The 20,402-nt window shown below is 57.9% G+C and carries 19 protein-coding genes; 3 read left to right on the forward strand and 16 right to left on the reverse strand.

All coding sequences use genetic code 11. From position 1 onward, the window contains the following. Window positions 1-7 precede the first annotated feature (7 nt). The 8 genes from J5J09_RS22125 to J5J09_RS22160 all read right to left on the reverse strand — a co-directional run bounded on the left by J5J09_RS22125 (window position 8) and on the right by J5J09_RS22160 (window position 10,357). On the reverse strand, window positions 8-2,992 hold the full coding sequence (locus J5J09_RS22125; protein ID WP_208554385.1) for a 2-oxoglutarate dehydrogenase E1 component: 2,985 nt from the start codon (window positions 2,990-2,992) through the stop codon (window positions 8-10). A gap of 159 nt (window positions 2,993-3,151) precedes the next feature. Continuing rightward, window positions 3,152-4,054, reverse strand: a complete 903-nt coding sequence (gene sucD / locus J5J09_RS22130) for a succinate--CoA ligase subunit alpha (RefSeq protein ID WP_208554386.1) — start codon at window positions 4,052-4,054, stop codon at window positions 3,152-3,154. Between the two features lie 17 nt (window positions 4,055-4,071). Then, entirely contained in the window at window positions 4,072-5,265 is a 1,194-nt protein-coding gene (sucC, locus tag J5J09_RS22135; RefSeq protein WP_208554387.1) for an ADP-forming succinate--CoA ligase subunit beta, read from the reverse strand. A 30-nt stretch (window positions 5,266-5,295) separates the two neighbouring features. Continuing rightward, on the reverse strand, window positions 5,296-6,258 hold the full coding sequence (mdh, locus tag J5J09_RS22140) for a malate dehydrogenase (RefSeq protein ID WP_208554388.1): 963 nt from the start codon (window positions 6,256-6,258) through the stop codon (window positions 5,296-5,298). A 171-nt stretch (window positions 6,259-6,429) separates the two neighbouring features. Next, entirely contained in the window at window positions 6,430-7,587 is a 1,158-nt protein-coding gene (gene zapE / locus J5J09_RS22145) for a cell division protein ZapE (RefSeq protein WP_208554389.1), read from the reverse strand. A gap of 38 nt (window positions 7,588-7,625) precedes the next feature. Continuing rightward, on the reverse strand, window positions 7,626-8,147 hold the full coding sequence (locus J5J09_RS22150; RefSeq protein WP_208554390.1) for a protease inhibitor Inh/omp19 family protein: 522 nt from the start codon (window positions 8,145-8,147) through the stop codon (window positions 7,626-7,628). 177 nt (window positions 8,148-8,324) lie between these two features. Continuing rightward, on the reverse strand, window positions 8,325-9,104 hold the full coding sequence (locus J5J09_RS22155; protein WP_208554391.1) for a succinate dehydrogenase iron-sulfur subunit: 780 nt from the start codon (window positions 9,102-9,104) through the stop codon (window positions 8,325-8,327). A gap of 83 nt (window positions 9,105-9,187) precedes the next feature. After that, the gene (locus tag J5J09_RS22160; protein WP_208554392.1) at window positions 9,188-10,357 is read right to left on the reverse strand and encodes a polysaccharide pyruvyl transferase family protein; all 1,170 of its coding nucleotides are present in this window, start codon (window positions 10,355-10,357) and stop codon (window positions 9,188-9,190) included. A 53-nt stretch (window positions 10,358-10,410) separates the two neighbouring features. Here J5J09_RS22160 and J5J09_RS22165 point away from each other — a divergent pair, with 53 nt between their 5' ends. Then, a complete protein-coding gene (locus tag J5J09_RS22165) occupies window positions 10,411-11,496 on the forward strand; it encodes an ELM1/GtrOC1 family putative glycosyltransferase (protein ID WP_208554393.1) in 1,086 nt (361 codons plus the stop codon). A gap of 66 nt (window positions 11,497-11,562) precedes the next feature. Here the strand turns inward: J5J09_RS22165 and sdhA are convergent, their stop codons facing one another. The 8 genes from sdhA to tsaD form a co-directional block, all read right to left on the reverse strand. Further along, window positions 11,563-13,404, reverse strand: a complete 1,842-nt coding sequence (gene sdhA, locus J5J09_RS22170; protein WP_208554394.1) for a succinate dehydrogenase flavoprotein subunit — start codon at window positions 13,402-13,404, stop codon at window positions 11,563-11,565. A gap of 6 nt (window positions 13,405-13,410) precedes the next feature. Further along, window positions 13,411-13,791, reverse strand: coding sequence for a succinate dehydrogenase, hydrophobic membrane anchor protein (gene sdhD / locus J5J09_RS22175; RefSeq protein WP_208554395.1), 381 nt, complete (start codon window positions 13,789-13,791; stop codon window positions 13,411-13,413). Window positions 13,792-13,806: 15 nt separating this feature from the next. Beyond that, a complete protein-coding gene (gene sdhC, locus J5J09_RS22180) occupies window positions 13,807-14,199 on the reverse strand; it encodes a succinate dehydrogenase, cytochrome b556 subunit (RefSeq protein WP_208554396.1) in 393 nt (130 codons plus the stop codon). 650 nt (window positions 14,200-14,849) lie between these two features. Beyond that, on the reverse strand, window positions 14,850-15,494 hold the full coding sequence (locus J5J09_RS22185; RefSeq protein WP_208554397.1) for a methyltransferase: 645 nt from the start codon (window positions 15,492-15,494) through the stop codon (window positions 14,850-14,852). 7 nt (window positions 15,495-15,501) lie between these two features. Next, on the reverse strand, window positions 15,502-15,933 hold the full coding sequence (locus tag J5J09_RS22190) for an EVE domain-containing protein (protein WP_208554398.1): 432 nt from the start codon (window positions 15,931-15,933) through the stop codon (window positions 15,502-15,504). Between the two features lie 3 nt (window positions 15,934-15,936). Next, window positions 15,937-16,230, reverse strand: a complete 294-nt coding sequence (locus J5J09_RS22195; protein ID WP_208554399.1) for a YciI-like protein — start codon at window positions 16,228-16,230, stop codon at window positions 15,937-15,939. A 20-nt stretch (window positions 16,231-16,250) separates the two neighbouring features. Beyond that, the gene (locus J5J09_RS22200; RefSeq protein ID WP_208554479.1) at window positions 16,251-17,240 is read right to left on the reverse strand and encodes an NAD(P)H-dependent glycerol-3-phosphate dehydrogenase; all 990 of its coding nucleotides are present in this window, start codon (window positions 17,238-17,240) and stop codon (window positions 16,251-16,253) included. Continuing rightward, window positions 17,237-18,334, reverse strand: a complete 1,098-nt coding sequence (tsaD, locus tag J5J09_RS22205; RefSeq protein ID WP_208554400.1) for a tRNA (adenosine(37)-N6)-threonylcarbamoyltransferase complex transferase subunit TsaD — start codon at window positions 18,332-18,334, stop codon at window positions 17,237-17,239. The genes J5J09_RS22200 and tsaD overlap by 4 nt, the downstream gene beginning before the upstream one ends. Window positions 18,335-18,407: 73 nt before the next feature. Here tsaD and hemC point away from each other — a divergent pair, with 73 nt between their 5' ends. Next, window positions 18,408-19,337 carry a hydroxymethylbilane synthase gene (hemC, locus tag J5J09_RS22210; protein WP_208554401.1) on the forward strand — a complete coding sequence of 310 codons (930 nt, stop codon included), beginning with the start codon at window positions 18,408-18,410 and terminating at the stop codon, window positions 19,335-19,337. Between the two features lie 14 nt (window positions 19,338-19,351). Beyond that, entirely contained in the window at window positions 19,352-20,104 is a 753-nt protein-coding gene (locus J5J09_RS22215; RefSeq protein ID WP_348646509.1) for a uroporphyrinogen-III synthase, read from the forward strand. The last annotated feature ends 298 nt before the right edge of the window (window positions 20,105-20,402 follow it).

Consider the following 20,402-nt stretch of genomic DNA (forward strand, 5'->3'; position numbering starts at 1 on the left):
AGGCTCCTCAGCCTCCCAGCGCGTCCTCGAGGAAAGCTTCCAGCTGGGCGATATGCTTGGACATGAGGCCCGTTGCCGGAGATGCGGCAGCCGGGCGGCCGGTATAACGGACCCGCTGATACTTCGCGTCGATGTGTGCAAGCACCCATTCCAGGTACGGATCGATAAATGACCAGGCGCCCATGTTCTTCGGCTCCTCCTGGCACCAGACCATTTCCGCATTGCGGAAACGGCAGAGCTCGTTGATCAACGCCTTGGCCGGGAACGGATAGAGCTGTTCGATGCGAAGCAAGTAGACGTCATCGATACCGCGCTTTTCGCGCTCTTCGAGAAGATCGTAGTACACCTTGCCGGAGCACATGACCACGCGCCGAATCTTCGAATCCTTCTGCAGCTTGATCGGGCCATCCTTGATGACCTCGGCGTCATCCCACAGCAGACGGTGGAAGGAGCTTTCGCCGGCAAGCTCCGAGAGGCTTGACGTCGCACGCTTATGACGCAGAAGCGACTTCGGCGTCATCAAGATGAGCGGCTTGCGGAAGTCGCGCTTCATCTGGCGGCGCAGGATGTGGAAGTAGTTGGACGGCGTGGTGCAATACGCCACCTGCATATTGTCTTCAGCGCACATCTGGAGCCAGCGCTCAAGGCGTGCCGACGAGTGTTCGGGGCCCTGACCTTCGTAGCCATGCGGAAGCAGGCAGACGAGACCCGACATGCGGAGCCACTTGCGTTCACCGGATGAAATAAACTGGTCGAAGACCACCTGCGCACCGTTCGCGAAGTCGCCAAACTGGGCTTCCCAGAGTGTCAGTGCATTAGGACGCGCGAGCGAATAGCCGTATTCGAAGCCGAGCACGGCCTCTTCCGAAAGCATCGAGTTGATGACTTCGTAACGGGCCTGATTCGGCGCGAGATTGGCGAGCGGGATGTAGCGCTCTTCGGTTTCCTGATCGTAGAGAACGGAATGACGTTGGGAGAACGTACCACGTTCGCAATCCTGACCGGAGAGGCGGATTTTGTGACCGTCTACGGCAAGCGACCCGAAAGCGAGTGCTTCGGCCATCGCCCAGTCCAGACCTTCACCGGTCTCGATCATTTGGGCACGGTTTTCCATGAAACGTTGAATGGTTCGGTGCGCCTTGAATCCATCGGGAATGGTCGCGAGCTTGCGGCCGATCTCCTTCAACTGCTTCATGGGAACAGCGGTCTTGCCGCGGCGCTGCTCGTCGGCGTTGTCAGCGGTGCGCAGGCCCGACCAAACGCCGTCGAGCCAGTCGGCCTTGTTCGGCTTGTAGCTCTGTCCCGCCTCGAACTCCTGTTCGAGATGCGCGCGCCAATCAGCTTTCATCTTCTCGAATTCGCCGTCGGTGATCAGACCTTCGGCAATCAGTCGTTCGGCGTAGAGCTGGACGACTGTCTTGTGTTGGCGAATAGCCTTGTACATCTTCGGCTGGGTGAACGCGGGCTCATCGCCTTCGTTGTGACCGAAGCGACGGTAGCAGAACATATCCACGACAACCGGCTTGTGGAACTTCATCCGGTATTCGGTGGCAACCTTGGCCGCATAGACGACGGCTTCCGGATCATCACCGTTCACGTGGAAGATCGGAGCCTCGATCATCTTGGCGACATCGGACGGATAGGGCGACGAACGCGAGAACGCGGGATTTGTCGTAAAGCCGATCTGGTTGTTGATGATAAAGTGCATCGTACCGGCGACTCGATGACCGCGCAGTCCGGAGAGACCCAGAATTTCAGCCACAACGCCCTGCCCCGCAAAGGCTGCGTCACCGTGTAGCAGCAGCGGCAGAACCTTTGCGCGCTCCTTGAGCGGTATGATGTCGCCGTCCCAGACCTTTGCAAGCTGGTCCTGCTTGGCACGTGCCTTGCCCATGACGACAGGATTGACGATCTCCAGATGCGAAGGGTTCGCCGTCAGAGAAAGGTGAACCTTGTTTCCGTCGAATTCGCGGTCGGACGAGGCACCAAGATGGTACTTCACGTCCCCCGAGCCCTCCACTTCGTCCGGTTTGAAGGAACCACCCTTGAATTCGTGGAACACGGCGCGGTGCGGCTTGCCCATCACGTTTGTCAGAACGTTGAGACGGCCGCGGTGTGCCATGCCAAGAACAATCTCTTCCAGTCCGTCCTGACCGCCGCGCTTTATGATCTGCTCGAGCGCTGGGATGAGCGATTCACCACCATCGAGACCGAAACGCTTGGTGCCTTTGTACTTCACGTCAATGAACTGCTCAAAGCCCTCGGCTTCGATAAGCTTCGCAAGGATCGCCTTCTTGCCGTTAGGCGTGAAATCGACACCCTTGTCAGGTCCTTCAATGCGCTCCTGGATCCAATGCTTCTCATCCGGATTGGAGATGTGCATGAACTCGACCCCGATGGTCGAGCAATAGGTACGCTTCAAGATGTCAAGCATCTCCGGGATGGTCGCGTATTCCAGCCCGAGGACGTTATCGATGAAGATTTTTCGCGCGTAATCAGCCTCGGTGAAGCCGTAGGCCGCCGGCGAAAGTTCGTTGTAGTCGTCCACCGGCGCTGCGAGACCAAGAGGATCGAGGTTCGCGTGCAAATGGCCGCGCATACGATAAGCGCGGATCATCATGATTGCCCGGACGGAATCGCGGGTCGCCTGGAGAACCTCGGCTTCCGATACCGGCGCGCCGGCGGCCTCGGCCTTGGCTTTCACCTTCTTTTCGACGACCTTTTCGACTTCCGCCCAATTTCCATCGAGCGCCGAAACCAGTTCTCCCTGCGCAGGGATCGGCCAGTTCTTACGTTGCCAAGAGGGACCACTCGCGGATTTCTTGACGTCGACGGGGCTGTCGGCGAGGGCACGGAAGAAGGTCTGCCATTCCGGGGAAACCGACGAAGGATCCTCCTCGTAGCGCGCATAGAGCTGCTCGATGTAAGCCGCGTTCGATCCGTCGAGGAACGACGTGATCAGGAACTGCTCGTTGGCTTCTTGCCTACCCATGATTTTTTCGCGAACCTTCGTTCGCCTCCCGACTTGAGATGAAGGCCGCTCTTCGGCCTGCCGCCTATCCCGCCACTCGCGGGGCATCATATTCAGTGCCAAAATCAGGCAAGGCGATTGTGAACCAACCTCCCTTGCCTGACGCTTTCCTTATATAGGTCAGCCCTTGAGGACTTCGACCAAGGTCTTGCCCAGGCGTGCCGGCGAAGGCGAAACCTTGATACCGGCAGCTTCCATGGCGGCGATCTTCGATTCCGCATCGCCCTTGCCACCTGAAACGACTGCACCGGCATGGCCCATGGTGCGGCCCTTCGGTGCGGTACGGCCTGCGATGAAACCGGCCATCGGCTTCTTGCGGCCCTTCTTGGCTTCGTCGATGAGGAACTGCGCCGCATCTTCTTCAGCCGAACCGCCGATTTCGCCGATCATGATGATCGAGGTGGTTTCCGGGTCTGCCAGGAACATCTCGAGTACGTCGATGAATTCGGTTCCCTTGACCGGGTCGCCGCCGATGCCGACTGCAGTGGTCTGGCCGAGGCCTTCGTTCGAGGTCTGGAACACGGCTTCATATGTAAGCGTGCCGGAGCGCGATACAATGCCGACCGAACCCTTGCGGAAGATCGAACCCGGCATGATGCCGATCTTGCACTCTTCCGGCGTCAGGATGCCCGGGCAGTTCGGTCCGAGGAGGCGCGACTTGGACTTGTCGAGCTTGGCCTTGACCCGCACCATGTCCATGACCGGGATACCCTCGGTGATGCAGGTGATAAACGGGATCTCGGCGTCGATGGCTTCGATGATCGCGTCGGCTGCACCGGCCGGCGGAACGTAGATCACGGATGCATCTGCACCGGTCTTTTCCTTGGCTTCGGCAACGGTCGCGAAGATCGGCAGGGTTTCGCCCTTGGAGCCGGTCCAGCTTTCGCCCCCCTTCTTCGGATGGATGCCGCCGACCATCTGCGTGCCGTAATAGGCGAGCGCCTGTTCGGTGTGGAAGGTACCGGTCTTGCCGGTCAGGCCCTGAACGAGGACCTTGGTGTTCTTGTTTACAAGAATGGACATCGAATAGGTTCCTCAGATTAGCCGTTGATCGCCGCGACGATCTTCTTGGCAGCGTCGTCCAGATCATCCGCTGCGGTGATCGCGAGACCGGATTCGTTCAGGATTTTCTTGCCAAGTTCGACATTGGTGCCTTCGAGGCGCACGACGAGCGGAACCTTCAGGCCAACTTCCTGCACGGCAGCGACAACGCCTTCGGCGATGACATCGCACTTCATGATGCCGCCGAAGATGTTGACGAGGATGCCCTCGACCTTCGGGTCGGCCGTGATGATCTTGAAGGCAGCTGCGACCTTCTCCTTGCCCGCGCCACCACCGACGTCGCAGAAGTTTGCCGGCTCCTTGCCGTAAAGCTTGATGATGTCCATGGTCGCCATGGCGAGACCGGCACCATTCACCATGCAGCCGATATTGCCGTCGAGGGCAACATAAGCGAGGTCCCACTTCGAGGCTTCGATTTCCTTGGAGTCTTCTTCCGTCTCATCACGCAGGGCCCGCACGTCGTCGTGGCGGAAGAGCGCATTGCCGTCGAAGGACACCTTGGCGTCGAGAACACGCAGGTGCCCGTCTTGCATGACAATGAGCGGGTTGATCTCGAGGAGTGCCATGTCCTTTTCAGAGAAGGCCTTGTAGAGGATCGGGAAGAGCGACTTGGCGTCTTCCGCGGCAGCACCGGTCAGTTCCAGCGCAGCCGAGATTTTGGCAACGTCGGCTGTCGTGACACCGGCCTGCGGGTCGATCGCAATCGTATGAATCTTCTCGGGCGTGTCATGGGCTACAGCCTCGATGTCCATGCCGCCTTCGGTCGAAACGACGAAGGCAACCTGGCCAACGGAGCGGTCGACCAGCAGCGAGCAGTAGAGTTCGCGGGCGATGTCAGCACCGTCTTCGATGTAGAGGCGGTTGACCTGCTTCCCGGCTTCGCCGGTCTGGGCCGTCACCAGCGTGTTGCCGAGCATGTCCTTGGCGTGCGCCACGACTTCCTCGATCGACTTTGCCAGACGAACGCCGCCCTTGGCGTCAGGGCCGAGTTCCTTGAACTTGCCCTTGCCGCGGCCGCCAGCATGGATCTGGCTCTTCACCACGTAAAGTGGACCGGGAAGCTGCTTGGCCGCAGCTTCGGCTTCTTCGACCTTAAGGATCGCTACACCTTTTGCGACCGGCGCACCGAAATCCTTCAGGAGCGCCTTGGCTTGGTATTCATGAATATTCATCGTCGTGTCCCTATCCTGGGCCTATGGCACTTACTTGAGAGCCGGGGCGATATTGATGCAGGCTTCGCAGAGGCCAGCGACAGCACCGACAGACTTCTGGAAGGCTTCTTCCTCGGCCTTGTTCAGGTCGATCTCGATGATGCGCTCGACGCCCCCGGAGCCGATCACGACCGGGACGCCGACATACATGTCCTTCACGCCGTACTGGCCAGAAAGGAAGGCGGCGCAGGGCAGGACGCGCTTCTTGTCCTTGAGATAGGATTCCGCCATCTCGATCGCGGACGCTGCAGGCGCGTAGTAAGCCGAGCCGGTCTTGAGCAGGCCGACAATCTCGGCGCCACCATCACGGGTGCGCTGGATGATCTCTTCCAGGCGCTCCTTGGTGCACCAGCCCATCTTCACAAGATCAGTCAGCGGAATGCCGGCGATGGTCGAATAGCGGGCGAGCGGCACCATGGTGTCGCCATGACCACCGAGCACGAACGCCGTGACGTCCTGGACCGACACGTTGAACTCTTCCGACAGGAAAAGACGGAAACGAGCGGAGTCGAGAACGCCGGCCATGCCGACAACCTTGTTTGCCGGCAGACCGGAAAACTTCTGCAACGCCCAGACCATCGCGTCGAGTGGATTGGTAATGCAGATTACGAATGCGTTCGGGGCATACTTCTTGATGCCCGCTCCGACCTGCTCCATGACCTTGAGGTTGATGCCGAGAAGATCATCACGGCTCATGCCCGGCTTGCGGGCAACACCTGCGGTGACGATGCACACATCCGCACCTTCGATGGCAGCATAGTCACTCGCGCCAGTAAGCTTGGCATTGAAGCCTTCAACTGGCGACGACTGGGCGATATCAAGTCCCTTGCCCTGCGGGATACCGTCGGCGATGTCGAACAGGACGATATCGCCCAGTTCCTTCAGACCGGCCAGATGCGCCAGCGTGCCACCAATCATTCCCGAACCGATAAGTGCGATCTTTTTGCGCGCCATTGAAGTGCTTCCTCTTGGATCAAAACTCAGGCTGACAGGAGATTTGTGCCGACCTTTGTGGCAATTCGCTTACCGCTAAAGCAAGAAAATGGCAACCGATAATTTGAAAAGCTTATTTTTCAATCGGTTAGAATAAAAAATTCTTACGTAAACGTAAATTATTACGCTGGCTTATGCGACTTTGGCGGGATGCTTTGAAAGATAGTCAGCACTTCTCATCTCAAAAAGGCGCGAGATAGTCCGATCGAATTCGAACCCCTCGACCCCCTTCCTTTGTGGAAGAAGCTGCTCTGGCATAGCCTCCGCAGAAGCATAAAGACGCACGCCCTTGTCATAGAGTGAATCGATTAAGATAATAAAACGCTTCGTCTGATTTCTCTTCTCAGGTCCGAGGACCGGAATCCCCTCCAGGAATATCGTGTCGTAGCGATCGGAGATCTGAAGAAAGTCGGGTGCCCCAAGAGGCCTGTCGCAAAGTTCGTCAAACGAAAACCACGCCATGCGTCCCACGACACGACGGACCGGGATCGCCCTGCCCTTGATCGGAATTTGCTCCGACCTCTCAGCCTGGCCCCCAGAGAGGGCAATCCAAGCTTCATTCATTGATGCGCGCGTGCTCTCGTTGAGAGGCATCATGTAGACGGGCTGCCGATCCAACTTCTCCAAACGGTAATCCGTCGGCGAATCGAGCGAGACGACATCGACGTAGTTCTGCAACAAAGCAATGAAGGGCAGAAAAAGTCCGCGATTAAGGCCGTCGCTATACAGGTTGTCTGGTTTCACGTTAGAGGTGGCCACCAGAGTGCACCCGCGCGCAAACAATTCCGTGAAGAGCCGCCCGAGGATCATCGCATCGGCGATGTCCGTGACCGTGAACTCGTCGAAGCAGAGCAGGGTCGATTCAGAGAGGATAGAGGCAGCGACCGGCGGAACGGGATCAGCTTCACGCGTCTCTCCGTTCTTCAGTTTCTGCCGATGAGCATGAATTCTGCCATGCACGTCAGCCATGAATTCATGAAAATGCGCCCGACGTTTCTTCTCGGTCGGAGCCATCCTGAAGAACATGTCCATGAGCATGGTCTTGCCTCGACCAACGCTACCGTGGATGTAAAGTCCCCTGATCGGGGTGTCTGGCTTGCGACGCTTAGCAAACATCCAGCCGAGAGCACTGGACTTCGTCGCGGGACGTCTCTCCTTGAGGGCGAGCAGGACCTTGTCCAATCGGCGGGCGACATCCATCTGTGCCGCATCCGCCCGCAACGTTCCATCCTGATTAAGACCGTTCAACTGCTCTCCGACGCTCGTCGCATAGTCGGGAACTGGCTGCATTCGACACTCCGGATCGTCGTTGCTGAAGATACCGCTGGCTATCGGCTCAGGCTGACCGGTTGTCCATCATTCGTCGTACCGTCAAACCGAGCATCCGCTGTCTTGTACAGACGACCGATGACATTGCCGCCTCGGTCCTTGAGAACCACTTGTTTGCTGGCGACCTCCCAAGACCCCATGGAGGTTAGGACGCCAGCACAGCCACGTGTACCGCCACGTGAACCCGAACCAAGGTTGGTCAACGTCAGGAACATGTCGCATGAAGCACCGGCATTGGTCACACGCCAGTTCCCGACCATTTGCTCCTTAGTCACGTCCAGTGCCGTAGCCGGCGCGACGTCTGTAGCACCGGGAGTTGCCGACGCCGGTGCAGCCGGGAACTGGCTTGGATCGGCAGGCGCGCCTGGGGGCGGCAATTGCCCCGACTGTACGCTCGGCACTGGTTGCGCCTGGAGTGGTGGAAGTGAATCCGATGGACTGAGACCACTATAAGAGGTGCGCTGGCATCCAGCGAGGACAACCATAATCGCCACACCTGTTGCCACATAGCTGAACTTCATCGTTACACTCCCGCTTTTCCGCATCGCCAACCCCTCTCGGACAAACACGGCGAAATTTCGCCATGCTCAGCAAATCGGTAGGGTTCAAGGATAATGGGCCAGCCGTCAGCTTCAAGCCCAAGATCAAGAAATAACGCCGCCCGCCTCTGCAGGTTGCATAAGTTCTTTCGAGGTGGATCAGACGCGCCGCTCGACCATCATCTTCTTGATCTCAGCAATCGCCTTGGCGGGGTTGAGCCCTTTCGGGCAGGTCTGAGCACAGTTCATGATCGTGTGGCAACGATAGAGGCGGAAAGGATCTTCTAGATTGTCGAGTCTCTCTCCTGTGGCTTCATCGCGGCTATCGATCAGCCAGCGATACGCCTGCAGCAAAACCGCCGGACCCAGATAGCGGTCTCCGTTCCACCAATAGCTCGGACAGGATGTCGAGCAGCAGGCACAAAGGATGCACTCGTAGAGTCCATCCAACTTGAGCCGGTCATCATGGCTTTGCCGCCATTCTTTCGCAGGCGTCGGCGAAACAGTCTTGAGCCAAGGCTCGATCGAGCGGTGCTGGGCGTAGAAGTTGGTGAGATCAGGTACCAGGTCCTTGACCACCGGCATGTGGGGTAGCGGGTATACCTTTACGGTCCCGTTTATGTCGTCCATGCCCTTGGTGCAGGCGAGAGTGTTTGTTCCGTCGATGTTCATCGCGCAGGAACCGCAAATGCCTTCGCGACAGGAACGCCGCAGTGTCAGCGTCGGGTCGACCTTGTTCTTGATGTAGAGGAGCCCGTCGAGGACCATCGGTCCGCAGTCGTCGACGTCAATATAGTAGGTGTCGATCCGCGGATTGGCGCCATCGTCGGGGTTCCAGCGATAGATGCGGTACTCCCGGACATTCTTCGCACCCTCCGGCTTGGGCCATACCTTGCCCTCGGTCATCTGTGAGTTCTTGGGAAGTGCAAGTTCAACCATGTTAGTCTTTCCTCGCGTATGAGTCGAATTCAGATGTCAGCCGGTCGGTCCGGCGGTGAATGTCCGCGTGCTTCGCCACCAGTTCATGAGATTTGAACATGAACCTCTCCATTTTCAGCGTCACGGAGTGGGCTACAAGGCAAGCTTCTCCGCCCTTCTAGGTAGGCAGAGGTAAGACGAAGGGTATCCTGACGAGCGATTAAAGCGTCAGCGATCTGCGTCTCTCCTAAAGCGCTCAGGCTGACGGCATAGTGCTTAATTCGAGCATCCTTGACAAACGATGCGACCTTGTTTCTGTCCGTGACCGGATAGAGCAGACTTCCCGACAGGACCGACAATATGACTCCGTGCAGCCGATTGGTGACCACCAACTGGGAAGCCTTAACTTCAGAAACAAAGCCCTGCCAGGTCGACGGAGCCCAATAGCCGACACCGAGTTCTCGTCTCAGTCGTTCCAGATTTTCTTTGTCCTCGATCTCGCAAGTTGTGATTGCCTCAACCTTGTAGCCGGCTGATTTCAGCGTCGAGGCAGCAGCTGCGATATTCGCATAGTTTCCCGTAACAGCGAGAAGAACACGGCTTGCATCACGTCCCTCCGCAGGCGGGATTTTGGAAACTTCTGTTTCCAGCGCGAATACGCTGTCAGCACCGACCGCGGACGCTACGCCAAATTTCGCCAGGAAATCGGCGGAAGTGACGTCACGAACAACCAGCGGCTCACTTAGCAAGGAGAAGAGCTCCTTGATCTGCTGTGGCGAATAGAGTTTCGAAAGTTTCGGCTTTATGGAGAACGGAAAACAATAGACGGGAACGCCAAGCCCACGCAAAGCCTTCAGCGAAGCAAACATCAGGGCCCCGAGTCCGCGACCGTTCCATTGCTCGCCACCGGCCACATAGACGGCGCTGTATTTTGAGAAGCTGCGGAAATCCTTGGTCCACTTTTCTGCGGATGCACGGATGACGGCTGCCAATCCACCGGGAAGCACGCCCAGTTTCAAAGCCATCATTGTAAGCTTCCCTGGCTTCGAACCGTAGGACGGACCACAATATTCGTACGTCGGAGCAGCAAGACGGAAAGCTTCCATCCGCTTCGCATCGTCACGTCTCATGGGATGAGAGTAGACGTGAATGGAGGTGCCGGGGTTCTTATTCCCCAAACCAAGAAGCATGGCGTGGAGAATCGCGAAGTCGCCAAGGTTGCCCTTCATGTTTGCAAAGATAACGGCAATGGGCTGCTTGGATGTTTCGTCCATTTCCGTCATATCCGTTTATTCACCAAAGACGTTCGAACAGCGCAGGTCAGTTGATGCGTATCTGGATTGTTGAAACGGGCCTTCAAGGCGTTACTAACCAATGCATGGGTCTCGCGCGGGCTATCGCGACCCGCATTCCCTCCGAGATCGTCATCGTTCGAAAGACGATAAGGAGCAAGCGTATCCGCCCGTTGATCAACTGGGCACTGAACCACGGCTTCATCGGCTCGTCTCGGAACGATCTTCTGTCCCGCATTCTTGAATATCTGCTTTACAGAGGAACAACACTCAGGCTCGAAAAGCCGGATGTCGTCATAACTGCCCTTGCGCGTTCCGAATATACGGCTGCGCTCTTCGGCGGACAGCAAGGTGCCTTTACGATCCACATTGGCTGGCCGCTCAATCTCCCGGCATCCCGTTTTGACTTTCTCGCGCTGATCGCCGAAGAGAACGTCGATACAGGCTGCACGCCGCACGTCAAACTGCCCATCTACCCGACACCCGTCTTGCGTCGCGACATCGACAGCATGTCCACTAAGAACCTTGCCGACCAAAAGCGACGATGGGCGGTATTGATCGGTGGAGATGGAGCAGGATACCGATATACCAAGACGGACTGGGACCAAATAGCGAGCGGTCTGACGCAATTGGCAACGCGCCTTGACGCACGCCTTCTCGTCACGACGTCGCGTCGAACGGGCAACGACACTGAAAGGCGATTGTCCTCGGCTTTTCCGGCGTCGGTTTTCGAACAAGCTGTTTGGTATGGCAGCAACCCTGAAGCGGTTATTTCCACCTATCTTGCAAAATGCGAACTTGTCTTTTGCACGGCTGACAGCCGTTCCATGGTCGCTGACGCCATCGCCGCGGGCCGCCCCGTCTACGCGATCGATCATCCCGACGCAGCAAAGGACGCGATCCACCAAAAGTTCCTTGCCATCCATGAACAAACTCAACGCCTTCGCGCCATAGATGTTGGTCGCCTGGGGCAGATTGACGTTGATGCAGACCTTCTTCACCACTTCAAACCCCTGCCAAGCTGCTGGTCGGAAGAGTTTCTCGAGGCTCTCTTCAAAACCGACTTCCCTCGACGATTCCTCACAGACAGCACGTCCTATCGCGTCGACCAGCGGCATTGAGACGAGACGGCGCAAATGTTTGGCAGCCAGTCTGCATTTGCTTCCAGCCTTTGCGCAGCAACTCCATCAGTACACACGAGCCTTGGGCTCAATCTTCTTCGGATCGATGCCATCAGCGATCAAGTCGGTGTGAACCGGTCGATAATCTAGCTTGACGTCGCCCGCTTCCGAAACCCACGCCAGCGTATGCTTGCGCCAGTTCACATCGTCGCGGCCACCCAACGGGCCGGTCGCGTAATCCTCACGGGCGTGCGAGCCGCGGCTTTCCTTGCGGGCTTCAGCGCCATAGACCGTGGTAATGGCGTTCGCCATAAGGTTATGCAGTTCCAGCGTTTCGACGAGATCCGAGTTCCAGATCATCGAACGGTCGGTCACCTTTACGTCCGGCAGCTCCTTCCAGATCGCCGAAAGGCGCTTGCAACCCGATTCCAGCGACTCTTGCGTGCGGAAGACCGCGGCATCCTCCTGCATGGCCCGCTGCATCTTGTCCCGCAGCACGGCGGTAGGGGTAGAACCGCTGGCGTGCCGCAGACCGTCGAAACGCTCCATGATTTTGTCGCACGCTGTGGTGTTGAGAGCGGGAATCGGCTCCGACTTGTCAATGATCTGACCGGCGCGAATTGCAGCTGCGCGGCCGAACACGACCAAGTCGATGAGCGAGTTGGAGCCCAGTCGGTTTGCACCATGAACGGATGCACAGCCCGCCTCACCGACAGCCATCAGACCGGGAGCAATACGCTCGGGATTGGCGCTGTCGGCGTTCAACACCTCGCCCCAATAGTTCGTCGGAATGCCGCCCATGTTGTAGTGAACCGTCGGCAGGACTGGGATCGGCTCGCGCGTCACGTCGACACCCGCAAAAATTTTGGCCGATTCGGAAATTCCCGGCAGACGCTCGTGCAAAACGGCCGGATCCAGGTGGTCGAGATGCAGGAAGATGTGGTCCTTGTTCTTGCCGACGCCGCGGCCTTCACGGATTTCCATCGTCATGCAACGCGAAACCACGTCACGCGAGGCGAGGTCCTTCGCGGAGGGCGCATAACGCTCCATAAAGCGCTCGCCCTCGGAATTGACGAGGTAACCGCCTTCGCCGCGCGCACCCTCGGTAATCAGACAGCCAGCGCCATAGATGCCCGTCGGATGGAACTGGACGAATTCCATGTCCTGTAGCGGAAGGCCGGCGCGCGCGATCATGCCGCCGCCGTCGCCGGTGCAGGTGTGAGCCGAAGTCGCCGAGAAATAGGCGCGGCCATAGCCACCGGTCGCCAGCACCACCATCTTGGCCGCGAAACGATGGATCGTGCCATCGTCAAGGTTCCAGGCGACGACGCCTGTGCAGCGACCGTCATCCGACATGATCAGATCGAGTGCGAAATACTCGATGAAGAATTCGGCATTGTTGCGCAGCGATTGGCCATAAAGCGTGTGCAGGATGGCGTGGCCAGTACGGTCGGCAGCGGCGCAGGTACGCTGTACCGGAGGGCCGTCGCCATAGTTCTGCATGTGGCCGCCGAACGGGCGCTGATAGATCTTGCCTTCCTCATTACGGGAGAAAGGAACGCCGTAATGCTCCAACTCATAGACAGCCTTCGGCGCTTCCATGGCCAAATACTGCATGGCGTCAACGTCACCAAGCCAGTCGGAACCCTTGACAGTGTCGTACAGATGCCACTGCCAGCAATCCGGCGTCATGTTGTTGAGCGATGCTGCGATGCCGCCCTGCGCCGCGACGGTATGGGAGCGGGTCGGGAAGACCTTGGTGATGCAAGCCGTCTTGAAGCCCTGTTCGGCCATGCCGAGCGTCGCGCGGAGTCCTGCGCCACCGGCACCAACCACAATAACGTCATAGGAATGATCAACGTAGGTGTACGCCTTGCCGTTGACAGCGGGAGAAGATGAGCTTGCCATGATGAATTATCCTACGAACGCGATCTTCAGGATGGCGAAAAGACAGAGGCCGCCAACCAGAAGCGCGAAGAAAGTGTTCAGCATCAAAAGCAGAACCTTGATGCCTTCAGCGTGGATATAGTCCTCGATGATAACCTGCATACCGAGCTTCATATGAATTAGACCGGAAATCAGCACGAAGGCCATGAGCACGGCCACGATCGGATTAGCGAGAGAAGCGACGACATCCTGGTAGGGTGCGCCGACATGCACGAGCAGGAAGAGGACGAAGAAGATAATGAGCGGGACATTGGCAACCGCTGTCAGTCTCTGTCGCCAGAAATGTTCCGTTCCGTCCTTTGCGGAACCGAGCCCGCGGACTTTTGAAAGGGGAGTACGCATTTCCATGAAGAACGGCCCTTTTTAGCGGATGAGATAGCCAATGACCCAGATCAAGATCGTCAGAACGACAGAACCGGCGAGTGTTGCCTTGGCAAGCCGGGTTGAGAATTCCTTTTCGAATCCGTAGCCCAGATCCCACATAAAGTGGCGAATACCGCCCAGCATGTGATGGACAAGCGCCCAAGTATACCCGAACAACACCAATCGGCCGAGGATCGTACCAAACGCCCAGTTGACCCATTCGAAATAGCTTGCTCCCGTGGAGGCAGCGATAAGCCACCAGGCAACCAGAATGGTACCAAAATACAGCGCCCCGCCTGTGATGCGATGCATTATCGACATCACCATCGTGGGGATAGGCTTGTAAATTTGAAGATGCGGCGACAGGGGCCGGTTTTTTGTCACATTCGCCATCTAAACCTCGCGGCGTCTCGATGCGGTCCGAGATTTCGGACATTTCGGTAGCAAGTCACCAAGCTTTTGGTGCATCGCATCAGGGGGACGTTTAATCCCCGATCCCCTCGACGACAAGCACATTCGCCTGACGATTTCAATTTAATCGATTCGAGTGAATAGAACTTTAGCCTCACACTCCACCGACCTAGTCTTTACGAAAAAACCCAGCAAGTGGATGACTTTAGCAACCATATCCTGCATGGTGGCTTAACATTTTGTTAACCCTCAGTTAGAGGTCAGACCCATGCGCCTATCTTACTTTGCCGTTCTGTCGCTGGCCGTCATGTGTTTCTTGACAGCACCAATGACCGCAATGGCTACTGAGCGGCATGGACACCTTCACCGCGACGTGGCGGGCGGCAACGGTCTGCCGTCCGTCATCAAAGGTCTCGGCACATTCTCAGGTGCTATTTCTGCGACACGGATTAAGGGCAACGGTATCTATTTCTCTGTCCAGGCCTCGCCGCCGGCGATACCGCCCGCATACCGCGCTCCAAAGGCACGAATTATCGAGGTGTCCGCAGAGGAAGGCGAAGCGGCCTGTTCATTCGAAGCCGGCGTATGCGTCATTCGTCCGGCAAACTGAACGCTCAAGACGTATTAGCAGCCTAACTGAAGCGCCATACTGTTGTCTTCTTAACCTCACTATCCTCAAGCACGCGACTGACCGGTACCTCGTATACCGCAACGGCGGCGAGTCTGGTCTTCGGTAGATAGGTACGTCCCGGATCGCCCACCAGAATCTCGACACCTTTCGCTGCGAGGTATTCGAACCATGAGACTATCCGGCCTGCCAGCGCAGCGTCGTAGAAAACATCACCGGCTAGAACAACGTCGAAATCAACATCTTTTCCCAGCAAGTCATCGCTCGAAAAGGTAACGGAAACATCGTTCAGAGAACAGTTCAGTTTTGTCGCCGATCGCGACCAAGGATCAATATCCGACGCCGTTACGTCGGAGGCGCCCGCAACTGCGGCCGCAATGGCCACAAGACCGGACCCGCTTGCAAAATCGAGTACTTTCTTTCCTCGAACCTTCTCCGGATGATCAAGAAGGTAGCGGGCCAAACCCTGGCCGCCTGCCCAGGCAAAGGCCCAGAAGGGTGGCGGAAGACCGATCGCCTCGAGGTCCTCTTCCGTTTTCTGCCAGAGATCGTGAACCTCACTGGCCAGATGAAGCTGAATTTCCGGTACATGCGGGGGCGACAGCACGCTAGTGTTACCCAGAATGAACCGCTCCGGCTCTGTTCTCATAGACAGGTCAGCGCGGCGGGTTGTCGAGACCGCCCATTCGGCAAACCTCGATATACTCATCGTCCGTAACGGGTTGCACGGAAAGCCGCATGGACGTGACGAGCGACATTTTCGCAAGCTTTGGATTGGCCTTGATGTCTTTGAGGCTAACTGGCTTCGGCATGTCGCACACTGCGCGGATGTCGACACAATCCCAACGCGCGTCTCCGTCGGCGGTCGAGTCGGGATGGGAAAGAGCGCACACCTCAACGATACCGACGATTTCTAGGCCCTCGTTTGAGTGGTAGAAAAAGCCTTTGTCTCCAAGTTTCATGGCCCGCATGTTGTTGCGCGCAAGATAGTTTCGCACGCCAGACCATTCCTCGCCGGCCTCACCTTTGGCCTTCTGCATCTCCCATGACCATTTGAAGGGTTCGGATTTGTAGAGCCAGAAAGCCATCTCTTACGCCTCCGGATTGTTGAACACCCAGTTGTAGGGTTTGATCTCCACCTTGTCGAACAATCCGGCCTTGGCATAGGGATCTGCCTCCGAGATGGTCCGCGCCGCCTCAATGTTTTCGGCCGAAACGATCACGAGGCTACCACATGGTTTTCCATCCGGATCGAGGAACGGGCCGGCGATCTTTAGCGTACCAGCGGTATTCAGCGCGTTCAGCCATTCGACATGGGCCGGACGTGTGTCCATCCTGACGTTGAGATGCCCAGGTTTATCCGTGCAGAGAAAAGCAAACAGCATTCTATCTTCCTTCAACTGTATCATTCGGTCGTGATCGGCCGAGTCATCAATTGTTCGATTGCAGACGGTATATCCAATCGACCGTCGATGACGGCAGCCACGGCATCCGTAATTGGCATCGCGACTGACAGTCCGTCCGCAAGGCGCGCTGCGACCGTGGCGGTAAAAGCACCTTCGACGAGAATTCCGCTCGAGAAATCGATGGCGTCACCATGCCCGAGAGAAATGCCGAAGCGAAGATTGCGGGACTGATGGCTTGTCGCCGTCAACACAAGATCGCCCAGTCCAGACAACCCCGCGACCGTCTCCGGCCTGCCACCCTTGGCGGCGACAAATCGAGACATCTCCGCCAGCCCCCTGGCGATCAGGGCGGCACGCGCGGACTCTCCTAAACCCTTACCCTCCACAATTCCACAGGCGATGGCGAGGACATTCTTGAGCGCTCCGCCAAGCTGCGCGCCGACGCGATCCGGTGATGCGTACAATCGGAAGGTTCGACTTGAAAGCATCCGTGCCAGATATTCGGCTTTGCCGAGGTCCGTTGCGGCGAGAACCATGGCTGTTGGAAGACCTTTGGCGATATCGGTGGCAAACCCAGGGCCGGATAACACCGCGATGTCGTGGTTGGGGACTGCCTGCTCAAGGACCTCGGTCAACAGGCGCGTCGAGGTCCGGTCGATGCCTTTGGCGCACGTGACAATGCTCGCCTTAGGCGAAAAATAGGGACCGTATTGCAATGCTGCATCCGCGTGTGCCTGGGATGGGACAGCCATCAGCACGATGTCGGCCTGTTGTAGCACGTCTGGTTCGCTGGAATACTTGAGCGAATCAGGAAGGAGAATGCCGGGCAGCGCGGCATCGTGAACGCCTTCCATTCCGAGATCTGCCATCAGCGCGGCATCGCGTCCCAAAAGCGTAACGTCTGCTTTGCCTTCCAGCGCGACGACAGTTGCAAGTGCGGTACCGAATGCTCCGGCACCGATAATAACAATTTTCGGACGTGTGCTCATGCCTTGGCTCCACGCTTGCCATGGCCAAGGACCGATGGCGTTTCCATGTCCAGCGGCCATCGCGAACGCGGCTGGGTGTCGAGTCCATCTGAGCCGATCCCGAGAGCCATGCGCTCCAGCGCAGCCCAGGCGATCATCGCCGCATTGTCCGTACAGAGACGATGCGGCGGCGCAAGGAAGCGGAAACGGTACCGATCGCAAAGGGCCTGCAAGCCGGCTCGAAGTGACTGGTTTGCCGCGACCCCCCCGGCGACAACAAGCGCTGGCGTGTTATGCATTTCAGGAAATTCCGACCTGAATCGTTCGAGGCCCCGACCAACTCTGTCGTCGAGAGTTCGTCCGATGGCCCGCTGGAAAGAAGCGCAAATGTCCGACACGTCGCTGTCGGTGATGGGCGCCAGGCTTTCGGCGGCCTGACGCACAGCTGTCTTCAAACCGGAAAAGGAAAAATCCAGGCGCTTTTCGCCAACGAGTGGGCGAGGAAGGTCGAAACGAAGTGCATTGCCGCTTGCCGCCGCCTTCTCTACTGCCGGTCCACCCGGGTACGGAAGACCGAGCAACTTGGCTGTCTTGTCGAACGCCTCTCCAAGCGCATCATCAATGGTCGTGCCCCACCGCTCATAGTCGCCGACACCTCGCACGAGCACCAATTGGGTGTGTCCGCCCGACACCAGAAGCATGAGGAATGGGAAATGCAACTCGTCCGTCAGGCGCGCTGTCAGCGCATGTCCTTCAAGATGATTTATCGCGTAAAGAGGTTTACCGGACGCGCGCGCGATCGCCTTCCCGGTCATCAAGCCGACAATGAGTCCACCGATGAGGCCAGGCCCCGCCGTCGCAGCAACTGCGTCGATATCGCGCAATGTTGTCCCGGCCCGCTGCAGCGCTTCGTGAACAAGCGTATCGATCGCCTCAACATGAGCACGGGCGGCAATTTCCGGCACCACGCCGCCATAGGCTGAATGGTCGTCAAGCTGGCTCAGCACAACATCGGACACGATCTCTCCACGACCGTCGGGATGACGCACCACAATGGATGCAGCCGTCTCGTCACAGCTGGTTTCGATACCCAGAACACGCAGGAAGGATGCCATTTACGCCGGTCGTCGATTGCGATGAAATTGAAAGACGTTTACGAGGACAGTCGGTAACAACGGATGAAAGCGGATGCAAACAAAACCTTTTCGCATCGGCACACGCGGCAGCCCGCTAGCGCTCGCCCAGACATACGAGACGCGGGACAGGCTGATGGCTACCCACGGGCTGCCCGCCGACTCTTTCGAAATCGTGGTTCTTTCCACTGCCGGCGACCGAATTACCGATCGCGCACTATCCGAAATAGGCGGCAAGGGATTGTTCACCCAGGAACTGGAGGAACAATTGCTGTCGGGCGAGCTAGATCTTGCGGTACACTCGTCCAAGGATATGCCGACCAAACTTCAGGATGGGCTTCACCTTTGCGCGTTCCTGCCAAGGGAAGATCCCCGTGACGCTTTTGTCGGACGCACGGCCAAAACCTTGATGGAGCTCCCGCAAGGCGCAACGATCGGATCATCCTCGCTTCGACGCCAGGCTCTTATCCGCAGGCTTCGTCCCGACATCAATGTCATCACCTTTCGGGGGCTGGTCGATACTCGGCTGCGCAAGCTGGAGGAGGGTCAGGTCGATGCGACGCTTCTCGCCTATGCGGGACTGCGTAGGCTCGGCAAGCATGATGTTCCGACAGAACTGCTGGACCCGGTCGAATTTCCGCCGGCACCGGCACAAGGGGCCATATGCATCGAGAGCCGCGTCGGCGACCCCAGGGTCGAAACCCTCCTCGCGGCCATCAATCATCGAGAAACCTATGATGCGGTGAGCTGCGAGCGTGGGTTCCTGGCGAGCCTCGACGGATCTTGTCGGACGCCCATAGCCGGATTTGCAACTTGCGACGGCGAGGATATTCGATTTTCCGGGATGGTTCTGACGCCGGACGGATCGAGCCATCACAGCGTTACAATCGAGGGACGACGCTCGTCGGCGACAGAACTTGGAGTGGAGGCGGGTCGCCAGATTCGCGAAGTGGCAGGGCCAAGCTTCTTCGCGGCGTGGGGCTGAGCTTGCGCGTGCTTGTGACCCGTCCCGAACCGGCAGCGGCACGCACCGCAGCACGGTTGCGGGAACTGGGACACGACGCGGTGACGATGCCCCTCTCTGCCGCTAGGCATTTTCCGGAAAGCATCTCACAGGTGCTGTCGAAGCCCGCCTCCGGTCTGGTCGTAACCAGCGCTGAAGCGCTTCGTGCCATCGGTCAAACCGGAGATCTCGTCAGCATCTGGAAGAAGCTCCCCATTTTCGCCGTTGGCGCTGCTACTGCTCAGGAAGCACAAGCCCTCCAGTTTGAGAATGTCATTGCCGGGAACGGAGACGGAGCTTTACTGGCGGAAATTATATCCTCCCACGCCGCCGGCGAAGCGCTCGGTGCACCGCTTGTCTACCTCGCTGGGACCCCGCGCGCTCAGTCTCTCGAACAGGCGCTTCGGGAAGCTGCAATCCCGTTCGAAGTGTGTGAGTGCTACCGGATGGACGCGGTGCAGCCATCGCTCGACGAACAGCTACGATTTCTCCGCGGCCGCCGTCCTGACGCAGTTCTTCACTACTCATCCGAAAGCCTTCGGCGCTTTATGGAGTTGCAGGCGGTCGTGGAAGCACCGCAGCTGGCCCTGGACATCGTACCGTATTGCCTGAGCAGGGTCATCGCCGAGAAACTTCCGGGCGAGCTGTACGTTCGTGCCAAAATAGCGCCGAACCCTTCGGAGGAAAGCTTGCTCTCGCTTTTGCCGCCCGCTGGTTCCCGACCTCAGTCGGGCATCTCGCCGGCTTAAAATTGCGCCGAGGCCTTTTCTTCACGTTCGTCCCTGACTAGGTTCATTGCACTGCACGGAATGAGAGGTTGTTATGGCTACGGGAAAGCCACCGCGCCGTCCCAAGGCGCAAAGTGAGCCGGTCACCATCGATCTGCAAGCGGAAAGCTCCGATGCAGCTGGCCCCGACCAAGGCCTGAAGCCGGAAGACTTGCACGCAGACGAAGCGACGGCGGCTGCACCAGAAGGTCCCCCCATCGATAATCCCGATGACGCCAGCTCGTCCGATCCGCTATCAGACACCGGCGGGGAGGCTCCA

This window comes from Ciceribacter sp. L1K22 (assembly GCF_017599385.1).
In the GTDB taxonomy this organism is placed as follows: Bacteria; Pseudomonadota; Alphaproteobacteria; order Rhizobiales; family Rhizobiaceae; genus Allorhizobium.